This window comes from Rhodococcus sp. NPDC056960, assembly GCF_042674125.1.
GTDB lineage: Bacteria > Actinomycetota > Actinomycetes > Mycobacteriales > Mycobacteriaceae > Rhodococcus_F.
Genome location: NZ_JBHURF010000024.1, coordinates 122,542 through 142,393, shown reverse-complemented (window position 1 = coordinate 142,393; position 19,852 = coordinate 122,542). Strand labels below are relative to the sequence as shown.

General features: G+C 68.2%; 16 protein-coding genes. 6 read left to right on the top strand and 10 right to left on the bottom strand.

What is annotated here, in order from left to right; all coding sequences use genetic code 11:
- Positions 1-34: 34 nt before the first annotated feature.
- A complete protein-coding gene (locus tag ACFTWF_RS32780; RefSeq protein ID WP_378465254.1) occupies positions 35-1,009 on the top strand; it encodes a M48 family metallopeptidase in 975 nt (324 codons plus the stop codon).
- An 18-nt stretch (positions 1,010-1,027) separates the two neighbouring features.
- Here ACFTWF_RS32780 and ACFTWF_RS32775 read toward each other — a convergent pair whose 3' ends face one another.
- The gene (locus tag ACFTWF_RS32775; RefSeq protein WP_378465253.1) at positions 1,028-1,657 is read right to left on the bottom strand and encodes a DsbA family protein; all 630 of its coding nucleotides are present in this window, start codon (positions 1,655-1,657) and stop codon (positions 1,028-1,030) included.
- A 126-nt stretch (positions 1,658-1,783) separates the two neighbouring features.
- On the opposite strand from ACFTWF_RS32775, the gene ACFTWF_RS32770 reads away from it, so the two are divergent.
- Both ACFTWF_RS32770 and pepN read left to right on the top strand, forming a co-directional pair.
- Positions 1,784-3,019 carry an NAD(P)/FAD-dependent oxidoreductase gene (locus ACFTWF_RS32770; RefSeq protein ID WP_378465252.1) on the top strand — a complete coding sequence of 412 codons (1,236 nt, stop codon included), beginning with the start codon at positions 1,784-1,786 and terminating at the stop codon, positions 3,017-3,019.
- 72 nt (positions 3,020-3,091) lie between these two features.
- The gene (gene pepN, locus ACFTWF_RS32765; RefSeq protein ID WP_378465251.1) at positions 3,092-5,671 is read left to right on the top strand and encodes an aminopeptidase N; all 2,580 of its coding nucleotides are present in this window, start codon (positions 3,092-3,094) and stop codon (positions 5,669-5,671) included.
- Between the two features lie 21 nt (positions 5,672-5,692).
- Here pepN and dinB read toward each other — a convergent pair whose 3' ends face one another.
- The 4 genes from dinB to ACFTWF_RS32745 all read right to left on the bottom strand — a co-directional run bounded on the left by dinB (position 5,693) and on the right by ACFTWF_RS32745 (position 8,516).
- Positions 5,693-6,919 (bottom strand): DNA polymerase IV, encoded by a 1,227-nt coding sequence (gene dinB / locus ACFTWF_RS32760; RefSeq protein WP_378465250.1) that lies wholly within the window; start codon positions 6,917-6,919, stop codon positions 5,693-5,695.
- Between the two features lie 123 nt (positions 6,920-7,042).
- Complete coding sequence (locus tag ACFTWF_RS32755; protein WP_378465249.1) at positions 7,043-7,522, bottom strand: DUF5130 domain-containing protein; 480 nt, start codon at positions 7,520-7,522, stop codon at positions 7,043-7,045.
- Positions 7,509-7,769: a hypothetical protein gene (locus ACFTWF_RS32750; RefSeq protein WP_073360330.1), complete on the bottom strand. Its 261-nt coding sequence runs from the start codon at positions 7,767-7,769 to the stop codon at positions 7,509-7,511. Before ACFTWF_RS32750 ends, ACFTWF_RS32755 begins: the two co-directional genes overlap by 14 nt.
- A gap of 75 nt (positions 7,770-7,844) precedes the next feature.
- Complete coding sequence (locus tag ACFTWF_RS32745; RefSeq protein ID WP_378465248.1) at positions 7,845-8,516, bottom strand: HNH endonuclease; 672 nt, start codon at positions 8,514-8,516, stop codon at positions 7,845-7,847.
- 140 nt (positions 8,517-8,656) lie between these two features.
- Between ACFTWF_RS32745 and ACFTWF_RS32740 the strand changes: the two genes are divergently transcribed.
- The 3 genes from ACFTWF_RS32740 to ACFTWF_RS32730 all read left to right on the top strand — a co-directional run bounded on the left by ACFTWF_RS32740 (position 8,657) and on the right by ACFTWF_RS32730 (position 11,613).
- The gene (locus tag ACFTWF_RS32740; protein WP_378465247.1) at positions 8,657-9,052 is read left to right on the top strand and encodes a globin; all 396 of its coding nucleotides are present in this window, start codon (positions 8,657-8,659) and stop codon (positions 9,050-9,052) included.
- Between the two features lie 66 nt (positions 9,053-9,118).
- The gene (locus ACFTWF_RS32735; RefSeq protein WP_378465246.1) at positions 9,119-10,714 is read left to right on the top strand and encodes a glycoside hydrolase family 13 protein; all 1,596 of its coding nucleotides are present in this window, start codon (positions 9,119-9,121) and stop codon (positions 10,712-10,714) included.
- Positions 10,702-11,613: a DMT family transporter gene (locus ACFTWF_RS32730; protein WP_378465245.1), complete on the top strand. Its 912-nt coding sequence runs from the start codon at positions 10,702-10,704 to the stop codon at positions 11,611-11,613. Before ACFTWF_RS32735 ends, ACFTWF_RS32730 begins: the two co-directional genes overlap by 13 nt.
- On the opposite strand, the gene ACFTWF_RS32725 is transcribed toward ACFTWF_RS32730, so the two are convergent.
- The 5 genes from ACFTWF_RS32725 to ettA all read right to left on the bottom strand — a co-directional run bounded on the left by ACFTWF_RS32725 (position 11,599) and on the right by ettA (position 19,836).
- On the bottom strand, positions 11,599-12,306 hold the full coding sequence (locus ACFTWF_RS32725) for a hypothetical protein (protein WP_378465244.1): 708 nt from the start codon (positions 12,304-12,306) through the stop codon (positions 11,599-11,601). The genes ACFTWF_RS32730 and ACFTWF_RS32725 overlap by 15 nt on opposite strands.
- Complete coding sequence (locus tag ACFTWF_RS32720; protein ID WP_378465243.1) at positions 12,299-12,724, bottom strand: acyl-CoA thioesterase; 426 nt, start codon at positions 12,722-12,724, stop codon at positions 12,299-12,301. Before ACFTWF_RS32720 ends, ACFTWF_RS32725 begins: the two co-directional genes overlap by 8 nt.
- On the bottom strand, positions 12,721-17,622 hold the full coding sequence (locus ACFTWF_RS32715) for an NAD-glutamate dehydrogenase (protein WP_378465242.1): 4,902 nt from the start codon (positions 17,620-17,622) through the stop codon (positions 12,721-12,723). The genes ACFTWF_RS32720 and ACFTWF_RS32715 overlap by 4 nt, the downstream gene beginning before the upstream one ends.
- A 108-nt stretch (positions 17,623-17,730) precedes the next feature.
- On the bottom strand, positions 17,731-18,153 hold the full coding sequence (locus tag ACFTWF_RS32710; protein ID WP_378465241.1) for an acyl-CoA thioesterase: 423 nt from the start codon (positions 18,151-18,153) through the stop codon (positions 17,731-17,733).
- A 3-nt stretch (positions 18,154-18,156) separates the two neighbouring features.
- On the bottom strand, positions 18,157-19,836 hold the full coding sequence (ettA, locus tag ACFTWF_RS32705) for an energy-dependent translational throttle protein EttA (protein ID WP_072947065.1): 1,680 nt from the start codon (positions 19,834-19,836) through the stop codon (positions 18,157-18,159).
- Between the last annotated feature and the right edge of the window lie 16 nt (positions 19,837-19,852).

Sequence of the window (19,852 nt, the reverse complement as noted above, 5' to 3'; positions counted from 1 at the left end):
GTGTCAGGGGCCCGGGACGCCTATCGTGATCAGCATGTATCCCGCCAACGGACAGAACTGGGGACAGGCGTATCCGGGACATCGGCCGGCTCCCGCGACCCCGCCGTGGGGCGGCGGGACGGGGTGGAATCCGCCGGCCCCGCTTCCGGGCCTCCTGCCGCACGACCGGCCCGCCCGGCACACGTGGGAGATCCCGCTGCTCGTGGCCGCGATCGTTCTCACCGTCGTCGCCTACGTTGCGGCGATCACGGCTCTGTTCCTCGGCGTCGTGTCCACCTGGGTGCTCGTCGTCCTGGTCGCGCCGATCCTGATCGCCATCGGCCGCGGCCAGCTCTACGGCTCGCAGCAGGTGAACGGGATCAAGATGACGCCCACCCAGTTCCCCGACGGGTACCGGATGGTGGCCGACGCGGCCACGCGGTTCGGGATGCCCGAACCGCCCGACGCCTACGTCGTGCTCGGCAACGGCCGGATCAACGCGTTCGCGTCCGGACACGGATTCCGCCGCTTCGTCGTCGTGTACAGCGACCTGTTCGAGATCGGCGGCGACGCGCGCGAACCCGACGCGCTCGCTTTCATCATCGGCCACGAAGTCGGTCACATCGCGGCCGGTCACGCCTCCTACTGGCGGCAACTCGGGCAGTTCGCCGCCAACTACATTCCGGTGATCGGGTCGGCCCTGTTCCGTTCCATGGAATACACCGCCGACAATCACGGCTTCTGCGTGCGGCCACAGGGCGCGCGTGGGGCGATGGGCGTCCTCGGCGCCGGCAAGTACCTCGTGAGCATCGTCGGATTCGACGAACTCGCCGACCGGGCCACCACCGAACGGGGCTTCTTCCCCTGGTTCGTCAATCTGCTGTCGGGACATCCGGTGCTCACGTGGCGCGCCGCCGCCCTGCGCAACCGGACCCGGCACGGTCATCTGTTCGTCAAGCCCGGCCAGATCTACCGCGATCCGCAGCTGGTGCAGTACGCGGCCGACCCGGCCGGGCCCGTCGTCCGATGACCCGGGAGGGGTCGGGGCTCAGTCGAACTGGGGATCCTCGGTCCGGGTGCGCTTGAGCTCGAAGAAGTGTGGGTAGCCGGCCAGCGCGACGGCGCCGTCCCACACCTTGCCTGCGTCCTCACCCCGCGGAATCCGCGACAGGACAGGCCCGAAGAACGCGACACCGTTGACGTGGATCGTCGGGGTCCCGACGTCCGGTCCGACGGCGTCCATCCCCGCGGCGTGGCTCTCCCGCAGCGCGGCGTCGTAGTCCTCCGAGTCGGCGGCGTCGGCCAGTTCCGCCGGCAGGCCGACCTCCGCGAGCGCCTTGACGATCACGTCGGCGAAGTCCTTGTTGCCCTCGTTGTGGATGAGCGTGCCCATCGCGGTGTAGAGCGGCGACAGGATCTCGTCGCCGTGCTTCTGCGCGGCCGCGATCAGCACCCGCACCGGCCCCCAGGCCTTGGACATGAGGTCGCGGTACTCGTCCGGCAGATCCCGGCCCTCGTTGAGGACGGCCAGGCTCATCACGTGGAAGTTCGCGTCGAGGTCCCGCACCTGAGTGGCCTCGAGAATCCACCGCGACGTGATCCAGCACCACGGGCACAGCGGGTCGAACCAGAAGTCGGCGGTGTCCTTGGCGGTCCCAGGCTTCGTCCCAGCAGTCACTTCATCGCTCCTTGTCGGTGATTACACAATCCCGTTCAGTCAACACCTCTCCGCCGGGAATCCTTCCCGGAGACCCCGCGCACGGCAGTAGGGTCGGAGTGGTCGACCGGAAGGGAGCATCCTCACATGTCCTCCACTCGCACATTCGTCGTCGTCGGCGGCGGCCTCGCCGGCGCGAAGACCGCAGAAGCATTGCGTGACAAGGATTTCGACGGATCGATCATTCTCCTGTCGGAGGAGGAGCATCTCCCCTACGAGCGACCTCCGCTCTCGAAGGAGCACTTCGCGGGCAAGAAGGCTCTCGGCGACTTCACCGTTCACCACGGCGACTGGTACCGCGACCATCACGTGGACCTGCGACTCGGGACCACCGCCACCGCCCTCGACCTCGCCGCCCATACCGTGACGCTGCCGGACGGTTCCACTCTGGGGTATGACAAGCTCGCGCTCGCCACGGGTTCGCGCTCACGCCGTCCACCGATCACCGGATCCGATGCCGAGGGCGTCCACTACCTCCGCACCGTCGACGAATCGGACCGGCTGATCGACGCGGTCTCGGGCGGCGGGCGGCTCGCGGTGATCGGCGCGGGCTGGATCGGCCTCGAGGTGGGCGCCTCCGCACGGCAGAAGGGCGCCGACGTGACGATCGTGGAGGCCGCCGAGCTTCCACTTCTCGGCTCGCTCGGCCCCGAGATGGGCACGGTGTTCGCGGAACTGCACCGCGAACACGGCGTTCAGCTGCATTTCGGCGTCACCGTCGAGGAGATCGTCGTCGAGGACGGCAGGGCCACCGGTGTCCGGCTCGGCGACGGGACGGTCCTGCCCGCCGACGCCGTCCTCGTCGCAGTCGGTGCGGCACCCAACATCGAGATCGCGGAGCGGGCCGGTCTCGACGTCGACGGCGGAGTCCTCGTCGACGCCGGACTGCAGACCAGCGACCCCGACGTCGTCGCGGTGGGCGACATCGCCGCGCAACTGCATCCGGAACTCGGCACCCGGATCCGGGTCGAGCACTGGGCGAACGCCCTCAATCAACCGGCGGTCGCTGCCGCCACCATGCTGGGCCGCGCCGCCGAGTACACGAGGCTGCCGTACTTCTTCACCGACCAGTTCGATCTGGGCATGGAGTACTCGGGCTATGCCCCGTCCGAGGGCTACGACCGGGTGGTGGTGCGCGGCAACGTTCCCGGACGCGAGTTCCTCGCGTTCTGGCTCGACGCCGAAAACCACGTCCTCGCCGGCATGAACGTCAACATCTGGGACGCCACCGATCAGATCAAGCAACTGGTGTCGTCGTCTGCGCCTGTCGATCCCGACCGGCTGGCCGATTCCGGGGTGCCGTTGACCGACCTCTCCGGTTAACACCCTCGTCCCACTCGTGATGGGATGGCAGCATCGAGTACGAGCATCGCCGCCGATCACGAGGAGACCTCTGTGGCCCCACCGAACCTGACCCGCGAACAGGCAGCCGAACGAGCCCGGCTGCTGACCGTCGACAACTATCTGATCGAACTCGACCTCACCGACGGGACGGGTCAGCCCGGGGTCGAGACGTTCTCGTCTCGCACCACCGTCACGTTCGGGGCCACCCCCGGCGCGTCGACCTTCGTCGACATCGTCGCCGCCCGTGTGCATTCGGCCACGCTCAACGGCTCCCCCGTCGACGTCTCGGGTTACGACGAGTCCACCGGCATCACACTCACCGATCTCGCGGAACGCAACGAACTGGTCGTCGAGGCCGACTGCGCGTACTCGCACACGGGTGAGGGACTGCATCGCTTCGTCGACCCCACCGACGACGCGGTCTACCTCTATTCGCAGTTCGAGACCGCCGACGCCAAACGCATGTTCGCGTGCTTCGACCAGCCCGACCTGAAGGCGACGTTCGACGTGCACGTCACGTCCCCCGCCGCCTGGAAGGTGATCTCGAACTCCGCAACCGTCGAGACGATCAAGGCCGAACCCGGCAGGCACATCTTCCGCACCACACCGAAGATGAGCACCTACCTCGTCGCGCTCATCGCGGGCCCGTACGCGGAGTGGACCGACAACTACTCCGACGAGCACGGCGACATCCCCCTCGCGATCTACTGCCGCGCCTCCCTCGGGCAGCACATGGACTCCGAGCGACTGTTCACGGAGACCAAGCAGGGCTTCGAGTTCTACCACCGCAATTTCGGCACCCCCTACGCGTTCGGGAAGTACGACCAGCTGTTCGTCCCCGAATTCAATGCGGGCGCAATGGAGAACGCCGGCGCCGTCACATTCCTCGAGGACTACGTCTTCCGGTCCAAGGTGACGCGGGCGTCGTACGAGCGGCGCGCCGAGACCGTGCTGCACGAGATGGCGCACATGTGGTTCGGCGACCTGGTCACCATGCGCTGGTGGGACGACCTGTGGCTCAACGAGTCGTTCGCGACGTTCGCCTCCGTGCTCTGCCAGAGCGAGGCCACCGAGTACACCAACGCCTGGACCACGTTCGCGAACGTCGAGAAGTCGTGGGCGTACCGGCAGGATCAGTTGCCGTCGACGCACCCCATCGCCGCCGACATTCCCGACCTCGCCGCGGTCGAGGTGAACTTCGACGGCATCACGTACGCGAAGGGCGCTTCCGTCCTCAAGCAGCTCGTCGCCTACGTCGGGCTGGAACCGTTCCTGTCCGGTCTGCGGGACTACTTCCGCGACCATGCCTTCGACAACGCCACGTTCGACGACCTTCTCGGGGCACTCGAGAAGTCGTCGGGGCGCGACCTGTCCGACTGGGGTGCGCAGTGGCTCAAGACCACCGGGCTCAACATCCTGCGCCCCGACTTCGACGTCGACGCGGACGGCGCGTTCACCCGGTTCACGGTGCTGCAGGACGGCGCCGCGCCGGGTGCCGGTGAGCGACGGGTGCACCGCATCGCGGTCGGTGTGTACGACGACCGGGACGGCAAGCTGGTCCGCACCAAGCGGGTCGAACTCGACCTCGACGCCACCGAACGCACCGACGTCGCCGAACTCGTCGGTGTCGAACGCGGTCAGCTGATCCTCGTCAACGACGACGACCTCACGTACTGCTCGCTGCGACTCGATTCCGATTCGCTCGCCACCGCCATCGACCGCATCGGCGACATCGACGAACCGCTGCCCCGCACCCTGGTGTGGTCGGCGGCCTGGGAGATGACGCGGCAGGCGGAACTCAAGGCGCGCGATTTCGTCGCGCTCGTGCAGCGCGGTGTCGGTGCCGAGACCGAGGTGGGTGTGGTCCAGCGCCTGCTCATGCAGGCCCAGACCGCACTGCACAGCTACGCCGAACCGGAGTGGGCCAAGGAGCACGGCTGGCCCGACTTCGCGAACCGGCTCCTCGAATTGGCCAGGGAAGCCGACGCGGGTTCGGACCACCAGTTGGCGTTCGTCAACGCGCTCGCCGGCGCCCAGCTGTCGCCGTGGCACACGGAGGTGCTGCAGGAACTGCTGGACGCCGCGCCGGACACGGTCGGGCTGCCGGGCCTCGTCGTCGACACGGACCTGCGCTGGCGTCTCGTCACCGCCCTGGCCGGCGCCGGCGAGATCGACGCCGACGGCATCGAGACGCCGTTCATCGACGCCGAAGCCGAACGTGACCCCACCGCAGCCGGCGCCCGCAATGCCGCTGCGGCGGCCACCGTCCGCCCGCAGGCCGCGGTGAAGGAACAGGCGTGGAACCGGGTGGTCGGCGACGATTCGGTGCCGAACATCACGGCCCGCTCGATCATCGGCGCTTTCGCCGGCCACGGCCAGTCCGAGATCCTCGAACCGTACGTGGCCCGCTACTTCGCGGACATTCCCGCGGTGTGGGAGCGGCGTTCGAGCGAGGTCGCGCAGACCGTCGTGGTGGGGCTGTACCCGTCGTGGTCGATCAGTGAGCAGTCCGTCACGGCGGCAGACGACTTCCTGGCCGGTGACCACCCGCCGGCCCTGCGCCGCCTGGTGGTGGAGGGGCGCGCCGGAATCGTCCGCTCGCTCGCGGCCCGGAAGTTCGACGCGAGCTGATCGGTGGCCGATCCTGCCGGGCTAGTCCGGCAGGATCGGCACGGTCACGCCCGGGTCCCGGCCCAGCAGCACAGCGCGGGTGACGGCCGACGAGCCGAAGCGGTCGCGGAGGCTGTCGAGCGTGGTGTCGAGCGTGCTGCTCGTGTACGGATCGAACGGCAGCGCCAGCTGTTGCGGGCAGTCGTCCTCGAGGTTCGCCACCGCGATCCCCACCAGGGTGATGCCCTTGGATTCGATCATCGGCCACGCGGTGCCCAGCAGGCCCCGGGCCGTCGTGAGTATCGTCTGCGTCTGCGCCGACGGCTGCGCGAGGGTGTGCGACCGCGTGACCCGGGTGAAGTCGTCGAAACGCAGCCGGAGCACCACCGTGCGTCCCACCCGCGCGCCGCGGCGCAGCCGGCCGGCCACCCGGTCGACCAACGTCACCAGGGCGGCGTCCACGTCCTCCCGAGATTTCGGTCTCCGCCCCAGGGCGTGCTGCGCGCCGACGGATCGTCGCCTGCGTCCCACCTGCACCGGCCGCGGGTCGCGTGCCCAGGCGAGCGCGTGGAGATGATGACCCGCGGCCGGCCCGACTACGGAGACGAGCAGCTCTTCCGGATAGTGGGCGAGCTGACCGACCGTGGCGATCCCGGCGTCGCGCAGCTTGACCGACGTCACGGCTCCGACTCCCCACAGCCGTTCGACCGGCAGCGGGTGGAGGAACTCGATCTCGCGGTCCGGCGGTACGTGCAGCAGTCCGTCGGGTTTGCCCACCGCGCTCGCCACCTTGGCGAGGAACTTGGTTCGCGCGACGCCGACCGTGATCGGTAGCCCCACCTGCTCGCGCACGTCGCGGCGCAGGCGGGCCGCGATGTCGACCGGGGCGCCCGCGATCTTGCGCAGACCCGCCACGTCGAGGAACGCTTCGTCGATCGACAGTCCCTCGACCAGGGGCGTCGTCCGGCCGAAGACCTCGAACACCGCCTTGCTGGCGGCCGCGTACGCAGACATTCGCGGACGCACCACGACCGCGTGCGGGCACAGGCGCAAGGCCTGCGCACCGCTGCTCGCCGTGCGCACCCCGTAGGCCGTGGCTTCGTAGCTCGCCGCCAGCACGACACCACCGCCGACGATCACCGGCACCCCGCGCAAGCTGGGATCGTCCCGCTGCTCCACCGACGCATAGAAGGCGTCGAGGTCGGCGTGCAGGATGGTCGCGTCGGCGCCACTCGAGATGCGCGGGCGCGCGGAATCGGACACGAACATATGTTCGCATCGACCACCGACAGAAGTCGAGCACGGTGTACACCGAAAACGACCGGCGGCCCGATCCGGTTCAGGAGGACTGAACCGGATCGGGCCGCGCGGGTGCTGATCTGTGCAGGTTTGTTACGGCGAGGCGATCGCCGCGCTCATCACGCGGATGGCGCTCACGAGACCGTCGATCAGGTCTCCGTCACCGAACGACGAGACAGCCGCCGTGGCACCGAGCTGGACGACCCGGTCGGTGACCCGGTGGGCCACGGCCCTGCCGCTGCGGATCTCGACCGTCCGCTGGTTGGGCGACACCGCGATGAGGACGGAACGCTCCGCCTCGGGAGTTGTCGGGAACAGCGCGTCGGCGCCGGCCGCGGTGTCGACGCCGAGGTCGCCGACGTACGCGTTGAAACGCACCTTCGTCGCGCGGGTGCCTTCGGTGAGCGCGTCGTCGAGGCGAACGAGCTCGTCCGTCGTGAACGGCAGATCGTCGACGAACGGCTCACCGACACGGTGCACGCCCGAGACGCGGCCGCTCGCCGTCACGACACTGCCCACGGGCAGGTTTTCCGCGGATACCGCGGAGGCGGGGATCAGGTCACCACTTGCCACTTGCCGAGCCTCCAATCAGGTCTGCCGAACCGGCATGCGCGTCGTGATGGCCGCCGTGGTGACCGTGCGTGGTCACCTCGTCGACGGCGCTCCACAGCACCGGCGCGTGCGTCCATTCCTCGCCGAGGTGGAACGCGGGCGGCACGGGGCCCGGCGTCTTCTTACCGACGAACGACATCCCCGCGAAGAAGGCGGTGATCAACGCCGGAATTCCTACGAATATCAGCACTGTCTCGAGAATGCTCACAACGCAAACGGTAGCCCAGAACCGTGCGAAGGGAAGCGTCAGGGCCGAACTTCGCGAAGCGGACGCGCGGAACGCTCAGGCGGCGCCTTCACCGAGGTAGGGCATCCACGACGGGTGGAGGTCCTTCGTGGACGCGAGCAGTCGCCAGTGCGGACCCGACGGGGGCACCAGCGAGGCCCGGAGCGTCCAGCCCAGTTCGCTCAGCAACTTGTCCGCCTTGCGATGGTTGCAGGGTGCGCAGCAGGCCACGCAGTTCTCCCACGAGTGTTCGCCGCCGCGGCTGCGCGGAACGACGTGGTCGACGGTCTCCGCCTTGGAACCGCAGTAGGCGCAGCGGAACCGGTCGCGATGCATGAGGGCTGCGCGCGTCATCGGAACGCGTGCGCGATACGGGACGCGGACGTAGTTCCGGAGGCGGATCACGGACGGCACCTGCACGGACCACTGCTCGGAGTGGACCACGGGGGCCTGCGGATCCTCGTGAACGGTATCGGCCTTGCCGCAGGTCATCAACACCACGGCGCGGCGGGCAGGAAGGGCGGTGAGCGGCTCGTAGGTGACATTCAGGAGAAGCACCCGGCGCTTGATCCAGAGCGGAACCGCATTCTCGCCCGGGAAAGAAGGCTCTGCGCTGTGCGCGGAGCCTTCGGAGATCACTTGTAAAGCAAACGCCCCTGAAACCCCGGCACTCCGGGCATCAGTGGGCACGAGTTGTCGGTGCGCGCGGGCGCTGTGTCGATTCTTCATGCGACCTCCGGGAGATTGCCACCAAGTGGACCATGAATCGCCTGCTCGTGCACGTCCATTTCCGACAAAAATGCAGGCCATTCGGTGAACAGACGGTGACTGAGACCGTTCGCGCCCGCACGTGCACAATGGAAGGCGCCATGACTGACGTGCAGCAGACCTTCTATGAGGCGGTGGGCGGAGCGGAGACGTTCCGCAAACTCACCGCGCGCTTCTACGAGGAAGTCGCCAAGGACGACATCGTGCGGCCCCTCTATCCGGAAGAGGATCTGGGTCCGGCCGAGCGCCGGATGCGGATGTTCCTCGAACAGTACTGGGGTGGACCCCACACCTATTCGGACGAGCGCGGCCACCCCCGGCTCCGCCTGCGTCACCAGCCGTTCACGATCGGCCCGATCGAGCGGGACGCCTGGCTGCGGTGCATGCACACGGCCATCGCGTCGATCGACTCCGGCACCCTCGACGACGCTCACCGCAAGGCCCTCACCGAGTACATGGACATGGCGGCGGCGTCGATGGTGAACTCGGCGTTCTGAACTGCCCCACGCCGATTCCGCCGGTCGAGTCGTGATGCGGACGATCGTTTGGCACGATGGGCGTTTGTGAGCACTCCCGCCGAAACGCCCGCAGGCGACACCTCGCCGGCACCCTGGTGGTCCGACGCCGTCTTCTACCAGATCTATCCCCGCTCGTTCGCCGACGCGAACGGTGACGGTGTCGGCGACCTCCACGGCGTGCGGGACAAATTGGGCTACCTCGAACTCCTCGGCGTCGACGCCCTGTGGCTGAGCCCGGTCATGCGTTCACCGATGGCCGATCACGGTTACGACGTGTCCGATCCGCGCGACATCGATCCGCTGTTCGGCGACCTCGAGGTGATGGACGCACTGATCGAGGCCGCGCACGCACGCCAGATCAAGGTGACGATGGACCTGGTGCCCAACCACACCAGCGTCGAGCACGAATGGTTCAGGGCCGCACTCGCATCGCCGCCCGGCAGCCCGGAACGGGACCGGTACATCTTCCGCGACGGCCGCGGCACGGACGCCGCGGAGCCGCCCAACAACTGGCCGAGCATCTTCGGCGGTCCGGCGTGGACGCGGATCACCGAGGCCGACGGCACGCCCGGCCAGTGGTACCTGCACATCTTCGCGACGGAGCAACCCGACCTGAACTGGGACAACGCGGATGTCGTCGAAGATCTCACGAAGACGCTCCGGTTCTGGCTGGACCGGGGTGTCGACGGATTCCGCATCGACGTCGCGCACGGCATGGCCAAGCCGGAGGGTCTGCCGGACCACGACTGGTCCGCCAACGAACTGCTGCAGAACTCGGACGACGATCCGCGGTTCGACAATCCCGCGGTCCACGACATCCATCGCAGCATCCGCAAGGTCCTCGACGAGTATCCGGGCACGATGGCCGTCGGGGAGATCTGGGTTCGCGACAACGAACGCTTCGGCGAGTACATCCGGCCCGACGAACTGCACCTCGGGTTCAACTTCCGGCTGGCCGAGGCCGAGTTCTCGGCGGAGTCCGTGCGGGAGGCCATCGAGAATTCGCTCACCGCCGTCGACCAGGTGGGCGGCACCCCCACCTGGACCCTGTCCAACCACGACGTGGAACGGGAAGTCACCCGGTACGGCGGCGGCGCGATCGGCACGGCGCGCGCCCGGGCGATGGCACTGGTCGAACTGGCACTGCCCGGAGCCGCGTTCCTGTACAACGGCGCCGAACTCGGCCTGCCCAACGTCGACCTGCCCGATTCGGCGTTGCAGGATCCGGTGTGGGAACGGTCCGGTCACACCGAACGCGGCCGCGACGGATGCCGGGTCCCCCTGCCGTGGGAGGGCGCCGCACCCCCGTTCGGATTCAGCACGGGCGAGCCGTGGTTGCCGATGCCACCGGAGTGGTCGCGACTCACGGTCGAGGCGCAGCTCGAGGACGTCACGTCGACGCTCTCGCTGTACCGGGCCGCGCTCGAACTGCGCTCGTTCCGGCCGGAGTTCTCCGGTCCCGGCGTCGACTGGTACGGCAGCCCCGCCGGGTGCTTCGCCTTCCGCAGACGCGGCGGTCTGATCTGCGCCCTCAACGCCACCGAGACGCCTATCTCGCTGCCACCGGGTGAGGTGCTGCTGAGCAGCGCCCCGCTGATCGAGGGCCAGCTTCCGCCGAACGCCGCTGCGTGGCTCATCTGACCCGCACTCCCGCGGTCGCGGCGGTCGTCGCGGCCTCGATCCTGTTCGCCACGACGGGAACCGCGCAGGCGCTCGCGTCCCGCTCCCTCGGATACGATCTCGACCCGCTGGCCGTCGGTTCGGTGCGGGTCGTGGCGGCGGGTGCGCTTCTCGCCGCGTTCGCGGCGCTGCGCGGGGGTCTCGGATTCGGTGGCCGCTCCGGGCTCCGTGGGTATGCACCCGCCGTGTGGGGCGGGATCGGGGTCGCGGCCTACCAGCTCGGATTCTTCACCGGTGTGCAGAGCGCCGGGGTGGCGGCGGGCACGATGATCGCGCTGGGCTCGGGCCCCGCGTTCACCGGCGCCCTGCAGTGGGTGGTGCATCGCCGGCGGCCCGGTCCGGTGTGGGCCGTGTCGACCGTCATCGCGGTCGCCGGGATGGGGTTGATCGTGGCGGGCACCACCGGCGACTCCGACTCGTCCGGAATTCTGGCGGGCGCACTGCCCGCGCTGATCGCCGGTCTCGGGTACGCCGCCTACACGGTGGCAGGGTCGTCGCTGCTGACGGCGGGCGCGAGCCCCGAGGCGGCGATGGGGCAGATGTTCGGTCTCGGGGGTCTGTTCCTGATCCCCGTCCTCGTCGCCACCTGGCCCGGCGGGCTCGACACCGGAGCGGGCGCGGCCGCCGCGGTGTACCTGGCGATCGTCCCGACGGTGCTGGCGTATCTGCTGTTCGCCGCCGGACTGCGGCGGCTGCCACCCGCGACGGTCGCGACCCTCACGCTCACCGAGCCGGTGGTCGCGGCGCTCCTCGGCACGGTGGTGCTCGGTGAGCAGCTGACCATGGTCGCGGGGCTGGGCATGGCGGCCGTCGTCGCGTCACTTGCCGTTCTGGCCACCAGCACCCTACGGGCCGGCTGACGACCCGCTACGGGCCACCGACAGCGGGATCCCGCCGCCGCGGTGCCGGTAGATCGACCCGAATCGGGCATCGACCCGCAACCACGACCCAGTCGCCCGGACCCGGACCAGTTCGGAGGCGTCGATGCGCTCGGGGTCGACGTCGGCGGTCAGCCGATCCGAACCCGCCTGCGGAACGAACCCCATCGCGGTGAGCGCGAACACCACCCGCATCGGAATGCCGACCGACTGCTCCGCGCCGTGCACCTGCAGCACTTCCTGGTCGAGGAGTGAGGCGGGCGGGCCGTGGCTGCTGCCGTGCTCCTGCGCCAGTGCCGCGCCGCGCTGGGCGAGGTCGACGAGCACGCGCGCGGGGACGTCGTCGACGTGGACGAAACCCTCCGTCGGAGGAAGCGCGCCCCGCCACGCCGAATCCATCGAGAACCCGGGGTCGATGTCGGCGGTCGTCGCCGCGTCGAGCGCGGCGAGCAGCTGGTCGCCGGCGGCCGATGTGTCGTCCGGGGTGATCGTCCCCGCGACCGTGCGCACCGCCAGTGCGTCGAAACCCGTTGCCGCCCAGACGGTCAGGCGTCCGGCGCCCCGCTGCCGGAAACGGACCACCGCGGACTCGTCCAACCGCACCACGCGGGTGAGGAACGTGGCGAGATCACCGCGGTCCGTCGCGTCCGGGATCGACAGGACGCGCTCATGCACGCTGCCAGCTCTCCAGATATGCACGCTCGACGTCGGTGATCCTGCGCAGTCTCTGGGTGTCGATGTCGAACGCCGCGATCTGTGTCGACGCGACGATGGACGGCGCGACCGAGACGTCGACACCCTTGGGGCGGACCTCGTAGCCGATCGTGAAATCGACGGCCCGGACCTTCTCCACCCACATCAGGACGTCGAGCGGTGAATCGCTGTGCCGGAGCTGACCGCGGTAGCGCACGTGGAGATCGGCGACGACCGCGCCGTCACGCAGGGTGACGGTGGGCCGATCGTCCTCGAACAGCCAGGGAATCCGCGCCTCTTCCAGCAACGTCACCATCCGAGCGTGGTTGATGTGCTGGAAGACGTCCATGTCCGACCAGCGAACTTCGACCTCCGCGTGATAGCCCTCGCTCAACGTCATACCTCCGATCGGGTGCCCACACCTCGCACCATGCTGCGTACCTGACGCGCCGCCACCGAGAGCGTCGCGAGGTCAAGGGTCCCAGACTCGAAAATTTCGGTGAGAGCGGACCTCGCCCTGGCCAGCCGGGACGCGTTCGTCGATTCCCAGTCGTCGATCTTCTCCTGCGGGGTCTCGTGCGGTTCACCGCCCATCAGCACTTCCATCGTGAGCTGACGCAGCGAACTGTAGAGGTCGTCGCGCAACGCGAGGCGGGCCAGCGAGTGCCAGCGGTCGCCCCGCGCCAGGGTCGACACCGCGCTCAGCAACCAGTCGACCCCGAGGTGCGCGTCGAGTTCGTAGTACAGCTCCGCCACTTCGTCGATGTCACGCTCGGCGATGTCGGCGACGTCGATGATGTCGAGCAGGCAGAACTTGTCCAGCAGCCGGAAGACCTCGAAGGTGAGGTCCTCGGGAGCCCCGCGGGTCACGAGGGGCCGCGCCCGGGTCTCCACGTCGGCGAGCTGATGCCCCCTGACCAGCTGGGGCACCCGCGGCGAGAGCGCCCGGAAATCCGCCGAGTACCGGGCGATCTCCGCGCCCACCGCGAGGGGCTGCGGCCGGTTGGTCAGCAACCACCGGGACGCACGGTCCAGGACCCGGCCGGATTCGAGGATCAGCTCGTCCTCGAGGTCTGCCGCGATGTTCGCCGACCGGATCCTCGACCACAGGTCGGGCAGGGCGAAGATCTCGGTGACGGCGGCGTACGCGCGGATCGCGTCGGTGCTGCTCGCGCCCGCCTCGTCCGCCAATCGATAGGCGAAGGTGATGCCGCCGTTGTCGATGGTCTCGTTCGCGAGCATGGTCGCCACGATCTGCCTGCGCAGGGGATGCGCCTTGATCGCCGTGCGGAACCGCTTGCGCAACCCCGTCGGGAAGTATCGCGGCAGCCGCGGCGCGAACGTCTCGCTGTCCGGGAGATCCGTCGCGAGGAGGTCGTCCTTGAGCGCGAGTTTCACGTGCGCGGTGAGCGTGGCGAGTTCCGGAGACGTCAATCCCTGACCCGCCTGCCTGCGGCGCGCGATCTCGTCCTCGGTGGGCAGCGCCTCCAGCTTGCGGTCGAGGCCGCGGTGAGACACCAGGTGCTCGATCTGGCGGCGGTGCACGGTCAGCATCGGCACCGCGCTGGTACGGGAGACGCCAAGCAGATCGTTCTGCGCGATGTTGTTCGCCAGCACCAGGTGCGCCACCTCGTCCGTCATCGACGCCAGCAGCGGATTACGCTCCTCCCCCGGCAACCCGCCGCTGCTCACCAGCGAATCCAGCAGGATCTTGATGTTCACCTCGTGATCGGAGCAGTCGACGCCCGCCGAGTTGTCGATCGCATCGGTGTTGATCCGGCCACCGTTCTGGCTGTACTCGATGCGGCCGAGTGCGGTGACCCCGAGGTTGCCGCCTTCGCCGACCACCCGGGCCCGCACGTCGTTGCCGTCGACGCGCACCGCGTCGTTGCTCTTGTCGCCCACCATCGCATTGGTCTCGGTGGTCGCCTTGACGTAGGTACCGATCCCGCCGTTCCACAGCAGATCCACCGGGGCGCGCAGGATCGCCCGGACCAACTCCGGCGGCGACAACTCGGTGACTGCGTCGTCGAGCCCGAGCGCCGAGCGTGCGGCGGCGCTGATCGGGACCGATTTGCGGGTGCGGTCCCACACTCCCCCGCCCTCGCTGATGAGGGCGGTGTCGTAGTCTGCCCACGACGACCGCGGCAGGGCGAACATCCGCGAGCGTTCCTCGAAGGACCGCGCCGCGTCGGGGTCCGGGTCGAGGAAGATGTGCCGGTGATCGAACGCGGCGACCAGCCGGATGTGCCGGCTCAGGAGCATGCCGTTGCCGAAGACGTCGCCGCTCATGTCGCCGACACCGACCACGGTGAAGTCCTCGGCCTGGGTGTCGATCCCCATTTCGCGGAAATGCCGCTTCACGCTTTCCCAGGCACCGCGGGCGGTGATGCCCATCTCCTTGTGGTCGTATCCGGCCGAGCCGCCCGAGGCGAACGCGTCACCGAGCCAGAACTTGTACTGTTCCGCAACCGAATTGGCGAGATCGGAGAATTTCGCGGTGCCCTTGTCCGCGGCCACGACCAGATACCGGTCGTCGCCGTCCAACCGCACCACCCGGTCCGGCGGCACGATCTCCCCCGATGCCTGATCGACGTTGTCGGTGAGATCGAGGAGCCCGGAGATGAACGTGCGGTAGCAGTCCTGCCCGGCCTCGAGCGCGGCCGCGCGATCCGCTGCCGCGTCCCCCGACGGTGTCGGCGGATTCTTGACGACGAAACCGCCCTTCGCCCCCACCGGGACGATCACCGCGTTCTTCACAGCCTGGGCCTTCGCCAGCCCCAGGATCTCGGTGCGGAAATCCTCGCGCCGGTCCGACCAGCGCAGTCCGCCGCGCGCGACGGTCCCGAACCGCAGGTGCACACCCTCGACGTCGGGCGAGTAGACGAAAATCTCGTACTTCGGCCGCGGCTTCGGCAATTCCTGGATCGTTTGGGGATCGAGCTTGATCGACAGGTAGGTCTGTGGTTCCCCGGTCGCGCCCACGACGAAGTAGTTGGTCCGCAGCGTCGATTTGATCAGCCCGAACAGGCCACGCAGGATGCGGTCCGCATCGAGGCTGACCACGGAGTCGATGTACTCCTTCAGGCGGGCTTCGAGTTCGGACACCCGGTCGGGCGACGGCGTCTCCGGGTCGAACATCGCCTCGAACAACTCGACCAGGGTGCACGCCGAACGCGGATTGGCCAGCGCGACCCCCTCGATATGGAACTGGCTGTAGGGAAATCCCGCCTGGCGCAGGTACTTCGTGTACGCCCGCAGAATCACCGCCTGACGCCACGACATGCCCGCCCGCAGGATCAGTTCGTTGAAACGGTCGGCCTCCGCCCGCCCGAACCAGACCGCCGTGAACGCTTCCGTGAACCGTTCCTGCAGCTTCGGCTCGGCGGCGGACGCCTCCTCCGCGGCGAGTTCCGCGTCCAGGTCGTCCTCCACCGAGGAGCGGAGCAACTCCGCGGGCACCGACAATCCGAAATCGTAGATCCAGCAGGTCAACCCGTCGGGACGCGGAATGAGGTAGGGCCGCTCGTCGAGAACCTCCACACCCAGACTCTGCAGCACCGGGAGCACCTGGCTGAGGGAGATGCCGTCACCCCCGACGTAGAGGGTGAACCGCCAGCGCCCGACCTCCGCCCCGCGGTCGCGGTAGAGCAGCAGGTCGATCGACCCCTCCGCGAGGGCCTCCAGCCTCGCGAGGTCGGACAACGCGCGCGCGGCGTCGAAATCCTCCTTGTACCCCTCGGGTAGAACGGTGGCATAACGCTGCGCCAAAACGGGATCCACACCGGTGGTGACCGGGAGGAGGTCGCCGAGGTGGTCGTCCCAGCTGCGGCTCGCCTCGGCCAGCATCGCCTGCACCCGCTCGCGATCGGCGTCCGACAGGTCGAGTTTCGACCCCGCCTGTCCGGCGTTCTTGCGGATCGTCACGTGCAGCAGAGCGAGGTCGGACTCGGTGACGCGCGCCGTGTATTCCAATGTGCCGCCGCCGAATTCCCGCAGAAGGATGTCCTGCATGGCGAGCCGAACCCGGGTGGTGTACCGATCGCGGGGAAGGTAGATCAGGCAGGAGACGAAACGACCGAGGAAGTCTTCGCGCACGAACAGGCGCACCTGGCGCCGGAGCCCGATGCTGTGCACGGCGGTCACCGTGTCGTACAGCGTGTCCGCGTCGCTCGAGAACAGTTCGGTGCGGGGGAACGACTGGATGACCTCCAGCATCGCCTGGCCCGAATACGAGTTCAGCTGGAACCCGGCCCGTTCGATCACCTTGCGCACCCGCCGGGCGATCACGGGAATGTCGAGGACGTTCTCGTGCAGCGCCGTGACGGTGAAGACGCCGAGGAAGCGGTGCTCACCGGTGATGTTGCCGTCCTCGTCGAGGATGCTGACCCCGACGAAGAACGGGTAGACGGCCCGGTGCACGGTCGCGGGGAACGAGCCCTGCGTCAGCACGAGCAGGGGCCGGTCGGGGATCTCGGCGGCCGGGGGCAGACTCAGCGGGCCCTCGGTCACGGTGTCGGAGCGCAGCAGTCCGAGACCGCTGCCCGGGACCACCTGCAGACTCCGCGCCCCGGAACCGTCCGGCTCCCCCAGCTGGAAGCGCCGGTACCCGAGGGCCGCATAGTTGCCCTGCGACATCCACCGCAGCAGATCGGCGCAGTCCTCCAGGTCGTCCTTGGACACACCGGGACAGGGCGCGGACACCTCGAGTTCGTCCGCGAGCGTCCGCTCCAGCTTGCGCATGATGTCGGTGTCCCGGACCACCTGCCGCACGTCGGCTAGGACGGTGCCGACTTCCTTCTCGAGTGTGTCGAGAACCGAGGAGTCGGCACGCGGGTCGAGTTGGACGTGGATCCACGATTCGGAGATGCCGTCCCCGGCAGCATCCTTGGCCTTGTCCCCCATGAGGATTCCGCGCAGTGCGCCGATCGGATCGCGCCGGACCGAGATGATCGGATGGACGAATTCGCTGATTCCGATGCCGAGGCGATTCAGCAACGCGGTGATCGATTCGACGAGCAGCGGCATGTCGTCGTTGACGATCTGCAGGGACGCACCGAGTTCGTGCCCGTCACCGGGACGGTAGACCCGGGTGACGGCCCGCTCGGGTGGGCGGTGCAAGGCCAGCGTCAGGTGCGCACCGAGCACGGCGCCCGAGGCCCCGTTGACGGCGCTCTCGCTGTCACCGCGGTCGACGTGCCGGAAGTACACGGCAGCGAGAGTCGGCACCTGAGACCGGAGTCCTTCGGGCAGATTCCGCGCCCACTCCGCATCTTTCAGTTCTGCCGATTCCGTCATCGGGGCTCACTTCCTCTTCGTTCCGATCGCCGCGGGCAACTCTCTCGAGACTAGCCCGCGGCGATGGGAACAGAGGGTGAACTTCGGGCACCCCGTGTGCCGAATCGTTCAGCCGGCGGTTGCCGGCGTGAGGTACCGCTCGAGCCCGCGTCGCTCCGCCTCGGACAGCGGTCGTGAGGATTCGGTCTTCACGTCGAACGCCACCAGCAGCGCGTCGCCCGTCGCGCAGTGGACCCCGTCACGGTTGGTGACGACGTGCCGGATCGTGTACGACGACGTACCGACGTGCAGCACCGACACGTCGATCTGCAACGGACCCGAGTCGTCGGTGACGGGGCGCAGGAATTCGACGTCCATCTTGCGCACCACCATCGCACCGGGCCGCTCACCGTTCGCGCGCAGCTCGCTGGTCAGGAAATGGATACGCGCTTCCTGCATGTACTCGACGAAGCGAGTGTTGTTGACGTGACCCAGCCGGTCGGAGTCACCCCACCGCACCTGGATCTCGTACGTGAAAGCCTCCTGCCCCACAGGTCAGTCCCTCGTGAGCTTGCGGTGCGTCACACGGTGCGGACGTGCCGCATCGGGTCCGAGCCGCTCGACCTTGTTGGCCTCGTAGCCCTCGAAGTTGCCCTCGTACCAATACCAGGCGGCTTCGTTGTCGCCGAAGCCACCCTCCCACGCGAGGATGTGCGTGCAGGTGCGGTCGAGGAACCAGCGGTCGTGGGAGATCACGACGGCGCAGCCGGGGAACTGTTCGAGCGCGTTCTCCAGCGAACCGAGGGTTTCGACGTCGAGGTCGTTGGTCGGTTCGTCGAGCAGGATCAGGTTGCCGCCCTGCTTGAGCGTCATCGCGAGGTTCAGGCGGTTGCGCTCACCACCGGACAGGACGCCGGCCGGCTTCTGCTGGTCGTGGCCCTTGAACCCGAACGAGCTGATGTAGGCGCGCGACGGCATCTCCGTCTGGCCGACCACGATGTGATCGAGACCGTCGGACACGACCTCCCACACCGTCTTGTCGGGGTCGATGCCGGTGCGGTTCTGGTCGACGTAGCTGAGCTTGACCGTCTGGCCGATCTTCACCTCGCCCGCGTCCGGCTCCTCGAGCCCGACGACGGTCTTGAACAGCGTCGTCTTACCGACACCGTTGGGGCCGATCACACCGACGATGCCGTTTCGCGGCAGCGTGAACGACAGGTCCTTGATCAGAACCCGGCCGTCGAAGCCCTTGTCGAGGTTCGACACCTCGACGACGACGTCGCCGAGGCGCGGCGGTGCCGGAATCTGGATCTCGTCGAAGTCGAGCTTGCGGGTCTTCTCGGCCTCGTTGGCCATTTCCTCGTAGCGGTCGAGGCGGGCCTTGTTCTTGGCCTGACGGGCCTTCGCACCCGAGCGAACCCAGGCCAGCTCCTCCTTGAGGCGCTTCTGCAGCTTCTGGTCCTTCTTGCCCTGGACCTCGAGTCGCGCGGCCTTCTGCTCCAGGTACGTGGAGTAGTTGCCCTCGTACGGGTACAGGCGACCGCGGTCGACCTCACAGATCCACTGCGCGACGTGGTCGAGGAAGTACCGGTCGTGCGTGACGGCCAGGATGGCCCCGGGGTAGGCGGCGAGGTGCTGCTCCAGCCACAGGACGCTCTCCGCGTCGAGGTGGTTGGTCGGTTCGTCGAGCAGCAGCAGGTCGGGCTTGCTGAGCAGGAGTTTGCAGAGGGCGACTCGGCGCTTCTCACCACCGGAGAGGTGGGTGACCATGTCCTCCGGCGGCGGACAGCGCAGTGCGTCCATCGCCTGCTCGAGCTGGGAGTCGATCTCCCACGCGTCGGCGTGGTCGAGCTTCTCCTGGAGCTCGCCCATCTCCTCCATCAGCTCGTCGGAGTAGTCGGTGGCCATCAGCTCGGCGATCTCGTTGTACCGCTTGAGCTGAACCATGGTTTCACCCATGCCCTCTTCGACGTTCTCGCGAACGGTCTTGGTCTCGTCGAGGTGCGGTTCCTGCATGAGGATCCCGACGGTGGCACCGGGAGCGATGAACGCTTCACCGTTGCCCGGCTGATCCAGCCCCGCCATGATCTTGAGGATGCTGGATTTACCCGCGCCGTTCGGGCCGACCACACCGATCTTGGCGCCGGGGTAGAAGCTCATCGTGACGTCATCGAGGATGACCTTGTCACCGTGCGCCTTGCGCACCTTCTTCATCGTGTAAATGAACTCAGCCATGGGGCCAGCCTAATGG